This window comes from Chamaesiphon sp. OTE_8_metabat_110, assembly GCF_031382685.1.
Classification (GTDB): Bacteria; Cyanobacteriota; Cyanobacteriia; order Cyanobacteriales; family Chamaesiphonaceae; genus Chamaesiphon.
Genome location: NZ_JANMZA010000402.1, coordinates 1 through 10,828, shown reverse-complemented (window position 1 = coordinate 10,828; position 10,828 = coordinate 1). Strand labels below are relative to the sequence as shown.

At 46.7% G+C, this 10,828-nt stretch carries 7 protein-coding genes; 4 read left to right on the top strand and 3 right to left on the bottom strand.

Features of this window, described 5'->3' with window-relative positions; all coding sequences use genetic code 11:
* On the top strand, window positions 1-589 hold a 589-nt coding region (locus tag RMO52_RS14690; RefSeq protein WP_396134995.1), incomplete at its 5' end, for a bifunctional oligoribonuclease/PAP phosphatase NrnA.
* A 566-nt stretch (window positions 590-1,155) separates the two neighbouring features.
* Here the strand turns inward: RMO52_RS14690 and RMO52_RS14685 are convergent.
* Window positions 1,156-2,787 (bottom strand): radical SAM protein, encoded by a 1,632-nt coding sequence (locus RMO52_RS14685; protein ID WP_310415531.1) that lies wholly within the window; start codon window positions 2,785-2,787, stop codon window positions 1,156-1,158.
* Window positions 2,788-3,141: 354 nt separating this feature from the next.
* On the opposite strand from RMO52_RS14685, the gene RMO52_RS14680 reads away from it, so the two are divergent.
* From RMO52_RS14680 to ileS, 3 genes are all read left to right on the top strand, one after another.
* Complete coding sequence (locus tag RMO52_RS14680; protein WP_309743389.1) at window positions 3,142-3,381, top strand: photosystem I reaction center subunit IV; 240 nt, start codon at window positions 3,142-3,144, stop codon at window positions 3,379-3,381.
* Between the two features lie 99 nt (window positions 3,382-3,480).
* Window positions 3,481-4,350, top strand: a complete 870-nt coding sequence (locus RMO52_RS14675; protein WP_310415527.1) for a DNA-formamidopyrimidine glycosylase — start codon at window positions 3,481-3,483, stop codon at window positions 4,348-4,350.
* A gap of 478 nt (window positions 4,351-4,828) precedes the next feature.
* On the top strand, window positions 4,829-8,245 hold the full coding sequence (gene ileS, locus RMO52_RS14670) for an isoleucine--tRNA ligase (RefSeq protein WP_396134994.1): 3,417 nt from the start codon (window positions 4,829-4,831) through the stop codon (window positions 8,243-8,245).
* 287 nt (window positions 8,246-8,532) lie between these two features.
* Here the strand turns inward: ileS and dacB are convergent, their stop codons facing one another.
* Both dacB and RMO52_RS14660 read right to left on the bottom strand, forming a co-directional pair.
* A complete protein-coding gene (gene dacB, locus RMO52_RS14665) occupies window positions 8,533-10,020 on the bottom strand; it encodes a D-alanyl-D-alanine carboxypeptidase/D-alanyl-D-alanine-endopeptidase (RefSeq protein WP_310415524.1) in 1,488 nt (495 codons plus the stop codon).
* Window positions 10,021-10,155: 135 nt separating this feature from the next.
* The gene (locus RMO52_RS14660) at window positions 10,156-10,599 is read right to left on the bottom strand and encodes an ABA4-like family protein (protein WP_309738386.1); all 444 of its coding nucleotides are present in this window, start codon (window positions 10,597-10,599) and stop codon (window positions 10,156-10,158) included.
* Between the last annotated feature and the right edge of the window lie 229 nt (window positions 10,600-10,828).

Below are 10,828 nucleotides of genomic sequence, written 5' to 3'. Positions count from 1 at the left end.
CGCACTGATGCACGGCTTACGCTCCGATACCAACCGCCTGATGCAGGCGCAGGAAGAAGACTTTTTAGCGGCGGGATATCTGAGCCGCTTTTATGACGCCCAACTGCTCAATGCCATCCTCCAAGTATACCGATCGAAACGAGTGATGGAAGTCATTCAGCGATCGCTTACCAATAGAGTAGTACAAAATAACTTCTCGATCGCGGGTGTCGGCTATTTACGCTATGAAGATCGCGACGCCATTCCCCAAGCAGCAGATTTCCTAGTTACCGAGGAGAACGTCCATACGGCGGTTGTATACGGCATCGTTCGCGATGAGGATGATGAAGTCGAATTGGTGATTGGTTCCCTCCGCACGTCCAAATTAACCCTCGATCCAGACGAGTTTATCAAGGAAGCCTTTGGTAAAAATAGCGAGGGACGGTTCTTCGGCGGTGGTAGATTTACCGCTGGTGGGTTTGAAATCCCGGTTGGGTTCTTGTGTGGGTTTAATGATAATTCGGATTTCTCGAAGCTGAAGTGGGAAGTATTCGACAACCAAATCAAGCAGAAGTTACTTAAGTTGGTAAATCCTACGGATAGTTATTAGATTTAATCGATCGTTGATTCAGGGTAGGGGCAATTCATGAATTGCCCCTACCCTGAGTTTTCATTAATGGTAATAAGTCTGAAACCTATATAGTGGTCAGTGTCCACCTTACCATCTATTATCCTGCCCACCCTATGAATTAATCTAAATCTAAATTAATAAAAGAGTAATTTGTTGCTTTTTTGTGGTTGTTAAAATGACTATGCGATCTCAAAATTAAACTGGCATCTTTATAAAACCGGAGATAGTAACAGTAAGAATAATCAGGTGTTGGGTGACTAATTTTTTCTGAAACGTATAGTCCATCATATCTCAACATAAGAATAGTCTAAATTAGAGAATTGTGCAGAGTAGAAAAAACGTAGGGTGGGCATTGCCCACAGACCATTTAGAGCCGTAGCAAAAAGAATTTCAACTGTTTGATTCTATCGAGTAATCTCTTCACGAATCGATCGACATTAAATACCCAAATGTTTTGTTAAATCGAAAATGGTGTTGGTGGGCATTGCCCACCCTACAAATTAATAGTTATAGTGGTTTAACCGCAATCATTCATCGTCATGGGGCTAAATACTTACAACAGTTTTGGGGGTAGAGAATTGTGATGTTGCTGATTCTAAATGTTTAATTAGAGTCGGTTGTGGTAATGGCCCAATAATATGACTCCACGGTAAGACTCGATCGATCTCCCAAGTTTGATGGACGTAAAAATCTAGCTCTGGCACCTGCCCGCGCAACTCTTTAAATGCACGGCGAAAACTGCCGATCGAATCCCCGTAATTGCGGGTAAGTTCGAGTAGCTGAGATAACCTGCGATCGCCTCTAGAAATTATCGCTTGAATCACCGACCAATTATAACTTTCGGGACGAAACTCGATCCCATTCGGAGTCAGTTGTTTTTGCAGTAATTTCAATCTTTTGTCTGCTTCTTTATTGACTCCAAACCATTGAAATGGCGTGTGAGCTTTCGGCACGAAGGTACTGCATCCAAATGTCAGACGTAAGCCAGGAACAGCTTTTTTGAGCGATCGCAACATTGCCACCGTTTCATCTATGTCGCTACTCTCTTCGCCGGGAACTCCCGCCATTCCATAGAGCTTTAATCCTTTTAAACCTCCAGCTTTTGCATTAGCCGCTGCTTGAAATATTTCATCGGTTTCGAGTTTCTTGTTGACGATTTTTCTAATTCGTTCTGAGCCGCTTTCAACGGCGATCGTGAGTGATTTACTATCGCGTTGGGATAAGATTTCAGCTAGTCGCACGGTGACGGTATTGGTGCGGACTGAGGATACACTCAAGCGGACATCATCATACTTAGGTTGAGCGAGATGTTCTAGTAATGCGGGGAACTCTGGATGTTGTGTCACAGATGCGCCGAGTAAGCCCAAGCGATTGGTGACTTGTAAGCCATTATCGATCGCGGGAATTAGAGATTCTTCGACACTGGCAACGCGAAAAGGTAGAGTTAGGTAGCTTGCCAAACAAAACCGACACATTTCGGGGCAACTGCGGACGACTTCGACCATGAAAATACTTTCCCAGGCGGCTTTCTCAGTGACGACGCTGGAGGCAGAAAGGGTATTGCCACGATAGGTTTGTTTGGTAATAGTTGTGGGGATATTACTATCGATCGGCAAAATACTAGTAATTAAATTTTCAGCATATTCAACCCGATATAAACTAGGAATATAAATTCCGGGTACTTGCGCTAAATGCTTGAGCTTGGTGATTCGATCGGCTGTGCGAACTTCTTGATAAGCAGTGATAAAGTTACCTAATAAATCTTCCCCATCACCGACTAAAACAACATCAAAGAAATCCGCAAATGGTTCGGGATTAGCGCTAAGAACTGGCCCCCCGCCGAATATTAAGGGATCGTTATCGCCGCGATCGCTACTCCGTAGTGGTATTTCTAATAACTCTAATAAATTGAGAATATTGACATAATCTAATTCCCAAGATAGCGAAAATCCGACCAGTTCGGGCGATCGCGGTAAGGACTCGCGGACATCTGTAAATAACCGATAAATATCCACATCCGATCGCATGGCTAAAGTCGCCCATACTACCTGATACCCCAAGCTAGTGATGCCGACTGTATATGTATTCGGAAAAGCAAAGATCGTCGGAATTGCATCTCGTGCTGGCGATGCTGGCGTGAATAGCAGGTGTTCGGAGTCGAAGACGGAATTGGACACGGTATATGAGATGGGAGTTGGGAGGTGGGAGATGGGAGATGGGAGATGGGAGATGGGATGTGGGGGATGGGAGATGGGAGTTGGGAGTTGGGAGTTGGGAGGTGGGAGATAAGAAAGCAGGAGGGAGGGTTTGAGAAACTGGAGAAGTAAGGAACGGGAAACTTGGAACGTAGTTCTAAAAGCTCAATAAAACCTAACTCCCAACTCCCAACTCCCAACTCCCAACTCCCCTCTTTGTTTAAGCTTTGTTACCTTGTGTCAAAAAGAGGGCGAAATTTGCAGAAAATAAGCCTGATAGCTAATCGTGGCTGAATCCTTTTTAAAAACCAAGTACTTCAAGCAGGAAAAGTAATTATGGCACTTCAACGTGGCTCCCAAGTTCGCGTCCTCCGCAAGGAATCTTACTGGTTCCAGGATATCGGGAGCGTAGTCTCGATCGACCAAAGCGGCATCAAATATAACGTCATCGTGCGTTTTGATAAAGTTAATTGCAGCGGCTTCAGTGGGAACGCTGGCGGCGTCAATACCAATAACTTCGCCGTCAGTGAGTTGGTGGAAGTTTCGGCACCAGCAGCTAAAGCTGTCGCAAAATAAGCGCCACCTGACTGGAAACTAGGGAGAGCGATCGGTCTATACTAATTTGTGTTAGCTAGATCCTCACCCATCCCCTAGTTAACAGTCTAACGATAACTAATGCCAGAATTACCTGAAGTTGAAACAGTTCGTCGCGGGTTGGATCGGTATACACTCGATCGAGCGATTACTGGCACTGAAGTATTATTACCACGGACGATCGCTCATCCCGAAACGCCCCAAGAGTTTAGCTTCGGACTCCAGCATACCAAAATTCAAGGTTGGCATCGGCGGGGCAAATATTTATATGCACAGTTGGTGTCTACAAAGACCCCAGAGGCGGCTGGCTGGCTGGGAGTGCATTTACGCATGACGGGGCAATTGCTGTGGGTGGAGAGCCACACAGAGCTGCACAAGCATACGCGCGTGAGATTGTTTCTGGGTAAAGATCGGGAAATTCGATTTGTCGATCAGCGGACATTCGGACAGATGTGGTGGATCCCGCCGAGCAAGCAACTGGAACAGGTGATGACGGGCATCGCTAAACTAGGGCCAGAGCCATTCGATCTGGCTTTTAGTACCGGGTATTTTGCCGCCAAGCTTCAGAAGTCGTCCCGCAATATCAAAACCGTCATCCTGGATCAAAACTTAGTCGCGGGAGTCGGAAATATCTATGCCGATGAAGCGCTATTTATGAGCAAAATTCATCCGAATACGTCCGCAAACCAACTGACGATCGATCGAGTCGAACTATTGCGCGCATCGATTATCGCCGTACTCCAACTCTCGATCGAGCAAGGTGGTACTACCTTTAGCAATTATCTCAGCGTTCAGGGTACAAATGGTAACTATGGGGGCATGGCATGGGTCTACAACCGTACCAAGCAGCCTTGTCGCGTCTGTGGCACCCCGATTGAAAAAATTAGATTAGGCGGTCGCGGTACCCACTATTGCCCGACTTGCCAGAGTCATGACCTTCCGACTTCGTAAAATACGTGCTAGGATCGTGGGCATAAATTTGATAATTCATCAACCTACATCAATAGACCAACGTAGGTGATTTGTTTGAAGCTAATATTTTCTGGTTAAATATCTACTAACTAAGATATGGCCATAGAAAGTATGAGTACGAAGACCAGAAAAATCAAACAACTAAATGTCAAGATCCCTAACCAGGAACTATCCATTCTTCAAAACTTCACTGCGAAGACGGAAAGAACGAAGACAGATGTGATTCGCGAATTTATCAGAGCATTGGAAGCTGACAGTTAATTGCAAAAACTGACATTGGTTTATCGATCGATTGACGATCGCGAGTAGGTGGGTTCGATCTGGGGACAATCTCACTGACATCATGCGATCGTCCCTGCAATTAGAGCCTAAAAATATTACATCACTCATTATTGCGCCGTCGCTCACGCCTGTGTGCGTATAATAGACTGATACAAACCAATCAGCATTTACTACTGTGGCAGCAACCGGAAGTTACAAAAATACCGTAAACTTACCCCAGACTAAGTTTGACATGCGGGCTAACGCTGTCATTCGCGAACCCGAACTCCAAAAATTCTGGGCAGACGAGCAGATTTTTGAACGACTGTCACAGTCAAATCTGGGCGAAATTTTTGTGCTGCACGATGGCCCCCCATATGCTAATGGGACGCTACACATGGGTCATGCGCTCAATAAAACGCTTAAAGATATCATCAACCGTTACCAATTGCTCAAGGGGCGAAAAGTTCGCTATGTACCGGGATGGGATTGTCACGGACTACCGATCGAACTTAAAGTCATCCAAGACATGAAGCCAGCGGAGCGTCTAAATCTGACCCCGCTAGAACTACGGCAAAAAGCGGCAGCATTCGCACTCAAGACAGTTGAAGAACAAAAGCTCGGCTTCAAACGGCTGGGTGTCTGGGGGGAGTGGGATAAGCCCTATCTCACCCTGCAACCAGAATACGAAGCCGCACAGATCGGCGTGTTCGGGCAGATGGTGCTCAAAGGGTATATCTATCGCGGGTTGAAGCCCGTGCATTGGAGTCCGAGTTCTAAGACGGCGCTAGCAGAAGCAGAGCTAGAATATCCCGAAGGACATACCTCACGGAGTATTTTTGCGGCATTTAAAGTCACGCAGGTTGCTGATGCTGCCAAGGCGATTTTAGAGCCATTTCAGGACGATTTAGCAGTCGCGATCTGGACTACTACGCCCTGGACGATCCCGGCAAATTTGGCAGTGGCGGTAAATCCCGAACTTAGCTACGCGATCGTAGAAGTCGCCGGACGCGAAGATAATCAATATAGTGGCTGCAAATACGCGATCGTCGCTGCGGATATGGTCGCAGGTTTGGCAGCTAAACTCAATCTGAACCTGACTACTAAAGCCGAAATTAAAGGCGCAGATCTAGAACATACCACTTACAAACATCCGCTGTACGATCGGCACAGTCCGGTAATTATCGGTGGCGATTACATCACTACGGAATCGGGTACGGGTTTGGTACATACCGCACCAGGGCACGGTCAAGAAGATTATATCGTCGGACAAAAATACGGGCTAGCAATTCTGGCACCTGTAGATGGCGATGGTAATTTCACCGAAGAAGCGGGGGAATTATTTAAAGGTGCAAATGTTTTAGGCGATGGTAATGAGCTAGTCATTCAAGCATTACTCGAAGCGCATTCTTTACTTAAAGAAGAGTCTTATGCCCACAAATATCCTTACGATTGGCGCACCAAGAAACCGACGATTTTCCGTGCTACCGAACAGTGGTTTGCGTCGGTGAAAGGGTTTAAAGAAGCAGCCTTAAAAGCGATCTCGGAAGTCGAATGGATCCCCGCTCAGGGTGAGAATCGGATTACGCCAATGGTTGCCGAACGATCGGATTGGTGTATCTCGCGTCAGCGCAATTGGGGCGTACCGATTCCCGTCTTTTATGATGCTGAAACTAATGAGCCATTACTGACAGAAGAATCGATTAACCACGTTCAAAGTATCGTCCGCGAGCATGGTTCCGATGCTTGGTATTCGATGTCTGTCGAGGAATTATTACCCGAATCTCATCGTCACAATGGACGTACTTATCTCAAGGGTACCGATACGATGGATGTCTGGTTTGATTCCGGCTCATCCTGGGCGGCGGTTGCCAACCAAAGAGACAATTTAACTTATCCCGTCGATATGTATCTCGAAGGCTCCGATCAACATCGGGGTTGGTTCCAATCGAGTTTGCTCACTAGTGTCGCCAATAATGGCATCGCCCCATTTAAAACCGTCCTCACTCACGGTTTCGTCTTGGATGAAAAAGGTGAAAAAATGAGTAAATCATTGGGTAATATTATCGACCCAATGGTGATTATGGATGGGGGTAAAAACCAGCAGAAAGATCCAGCTTACGGTGCGGATATCGTCCGCTTATGGGTGTCATCGGTAGATTATGCTACCGAAGTCAGAATCGGCCCAAATATCCTCAAGCAATTATCCGATGCTTCGCGCAAAATTCGGAATACCGCGCGATTCTTATTGGGAAATATTCACGATTTCGATCCGGCGAAAGATGCCGTTCCTTATGCCGAATTAGCCGAACTCGATCGCTACATGCTGCACCGAATGAGTGTGGTATTGGACGAGATTACCGAAGCATTCGATCGCTATCAATTCTTTAAATTCTTCCAATTAGTGCAGAATTTCTGCATCGTCGATCTGTCCAACTTCTACCTCGATATCGCCAAAGATCGCCTCTACATCAGCTCGCCGACATCCTTCCGCCGTCGCAGTTGTCAGACAGTCCTGGCAATTATCCTCGAAAATCTCACCCGCGCGATCGCGCCCGTCCTCTGTCATATGGCGGAAGATATCTGGCAGTATTTGCCCTACCCAACCCCCTATAAATCTGTATTTGAAGCCGGGTGGGTCAAACTCGATCCGCAGTGGTTACAGCCAGATTTAGCCGTCACCTGGGACAAAGTTCGCGACCTGCGGACGGATGTAAATAAGGTGATGGAACAAGCCCGTACCGACAAAGCGATCGGTTCGAGTCTAGAAGCGAAGGTATTGTTGCAGGTGAGCGATCCGGCACTCAGAGCGAAGTTAGGCGCGATGTCGTTTAATTCGGCATCCACCGCAACCACCCCTAGCCCCTCCCAGGAGGGGAATAAGAAAGGCGGGACTGTAATTAGTGTTACTAATTCGCAGACGCCGACGATCGATAAACTAATAAACGCTTCGCCATTACCAGAACTACAAGCAACCATTACAAGTGGTAGTAACGCCATCGGCGCAACGATTGCCACCGCGATCGAGGCTTATAGTAAAGGGTGGCGGTTGATTGGCAATGTTTTACTGATTCTTACCGGGGCATTTGGATTGTATATCGCAATCGGATTGCTCGATGTTGTCAATCGGATTCCCTTTGTCGAAACTACTCTCAAAGGTGTCGGCATAGTGATGAGTGGTATCTTTGTGGCGCGTAACTTATTAAATAAAGAAAAACGTCGCCAAACATTCGATCGCGCGATCGCGTATAAAAATGACATCATCGGCACACAATATCATCCCGTGCGGACGGTATCGCTAGCAGAGCCTACAGGTGAATTAGTAGTACCCGCCCACGCACCCGCGACTACCGCCTTACCACAGCATCAATCCAATCAGATTGACGAATTGCGATACCTCTTTCTAGCCTCTCAAGTCGAGCTAATTGACGATGCCGAGCGACTAGCCGGATTGCCACATCAAACTACTGTTGAAGGTGGCAAAATTGGGGTAGTTAATGCCGATGGTACCAAATGCGATCGGTGTTGGAACTATTCATCTACTGTCGGTGAAAATAGCGAACATCCATTGGTTTGCGATCGATGTGTTGCTGCTTTATCGGATAAGTTTTAATCGGGTTAGAGTTAGAAAGAAACTTTTGTTGGGTATGTTGGGTTGTTTCCTGACGGAGAGGCTTCGCCAAAGCTTCTCTCAACCCAACCTACAGATCTATAGAGTAACACTCGCAATCCCTAGAAATCCCCCTAAATCCCCCTTAAAAAGGGGGACTTTTAAAGCCCCCTTTTCAAGGGGGTTGGGGGATTTGGATCTCAAAACGAAGTCTAGCCAACTTATGTACACACGATCGCCCCGGAAACAGGAATTCTCGATCTGAATGAGCGGTATTTTGAGGATCTGCTCTAACACTGTTTGAGGCTTGCTAATACCACCACTACCTCATCGATAACCTTAACCATTTGCGATGTGGGTCGATCGTGTTGATTTAAGATAATGCTAAATACTAATGGTGCATATTGAGGTGGATTAACATATCCAGATAGACTGGCAACGCCGCTCAGACTACCAGTTTTCGCGCTGACAATCCCTTGAGCTAAAGTTCCTTTCATGCGATTTTTGAGACTGCCACTAATGCCCGCGACTGGTAAAGAATCGCGATAGATTTTGCCGATTGGTGTAGTTGCCATCGCTGATAAAACGCGCATGAAAGTAGTCGGTGCCACTAAATTGTGTCGTGACAAACCCGAACCATCGTAAATACTATAGGCTTGCGGATCGACACCCATTGCCGTTAAATGTTGCTTTACTAAGGCAATTCCGAGATTGCTAGTATCTCGATCGCTAGTAGAGTGTTCGGGATGAGTCCGACCGATCGATCTGAGCAAAACTTCGGCGTAGATATTATTACTTCGCTGATTGGTTTCTGTAATTAATGTGGTAATTGGGGGTGAATCGATCGCGACAATTTCCGGTAAATTAATCGTACTTTGTGCCGCTCCTAAGCGCATACTATTAGAATTGATGCCCGATCGATTCAAGCTTTGGCGAAAGGCACTGATAAACGATTGTGCCGGATCTGCTAGTGGTAAATCGATCTGAATCGGAGTAGCATTAGTTGCGAGTTTACCTGTCAATTTGATGACTGGTTTGCCAAACATCGCGACCGCATCAACATTATTATCTTGACTAGCGGCGATCGTCAAGCTGCGATTATCGACTTGCCAACTATTTAAACTCGGATCTTTCCAAGCATATCTTAATGGCATCCCCAATTGTTGGGAACTGACCGTTAAAGGATTGGAATTTTGATTCAACATCAACCCATTAATTGCGGGTGCATAATCAGTCGATAAATCGCCCCATTCCCAACCGGAGTTTATCTGTTCCCCGCGAAAATAACTATCATCAAAACTAATTTGTCCGATCTGTTTGATGCCGCGTTGTTGGAGTTGTTGCGCGATCGATTGCAACCCGCTCACCGTCAAACTCGGATCGCCTCTACCCACTACTAAGAGGTTGCTGAAGCTGCCATTACTCGGCAGTTGATATACAGAAGTCCGCAGCCGCATCGCGGCTCCTAGCTGGCGGAGTGCCGCCGCTGTGGTAATCAACTTCACATTGGAAGCCGGAATAAATAAGCGATCGCCATCCCGATTATAAAGCTGCTTGGGGCCACCTAATACCTGAACGACAATCCCCCACCGATAGCGGCGCAATTCCGGTCGATCGATGATGTTATTGATGGCTGCTGGCACTTGGCTGGCACAGACGGCTGATAAGGCTGGCGGCGCGACTGGCTGCTGTGCCCGAGCCGGAACGATCGTTAATAACTGCACCAATAACCACCCGCACGTTGTCGCAATCCGTCGATGGGAACTAAATAACTGCATCTGTAGACTCACCCAAGATTTTATCGATCCTCAGTCTACATGGAGTTAGCAACCCTTTCCCAGCCATCATTTTTTCGCTCTAGCCGAGCCAACCGCCGTCTCAATAACCTGGTTATTCTAACGTCATCAGCTTTTTTAGACTGGTTCCGAAGTAGGGGTAGGTTTTTTGAGTCGATCGGAAATCGCACTAGTAATCAGATGTGATAATAACCCGATCGGGCCAAAGAATAAACACAAAATTAACGAATGAATCGTAATTATCCCTTTCTGTTGTCCTTCTAAATAGATGTACCGTCCGACAAATAAATCCATTACCAGGAAATGTACCCAGCCGATAGCAGCAGCTCCTTCATCGGCAAAGAACCGGGCAATGTCAGCCAGTTTGGGATTGGCAAGCGCTGCGGCTGATTCGGGGTTGACAGCGACGACCAGCAGGTAGACGTACAATCCAGCGAGAGTGATGAAGGGTAATGGGGATGAAATTACTTTGCGGGTAATCTCCCATTTGGGCAAGACAATCATCAATGCCCAGAATGGTAGGACAAATAAGTTAGCAGCATCGAATAGTTGACTGAGCATAGGACTACCTGTAGATAAGGAACCGATCGATCTGAGGATCTACGATCTATTATCGTTGGTACTTGGGGATTGCCATCATCAGCCGCTGGGATGGGGACGACAAGAGCGAAAGAGGCGTAAATAATCACAGTTGCTACCTATAACCTCAGCGGTTTCAGTCGCAGGCATTCTATAAGGTAGCAACTTGAGTTAAATGGGGCAAGTGCATCGGTTATCTCTACATCGATCG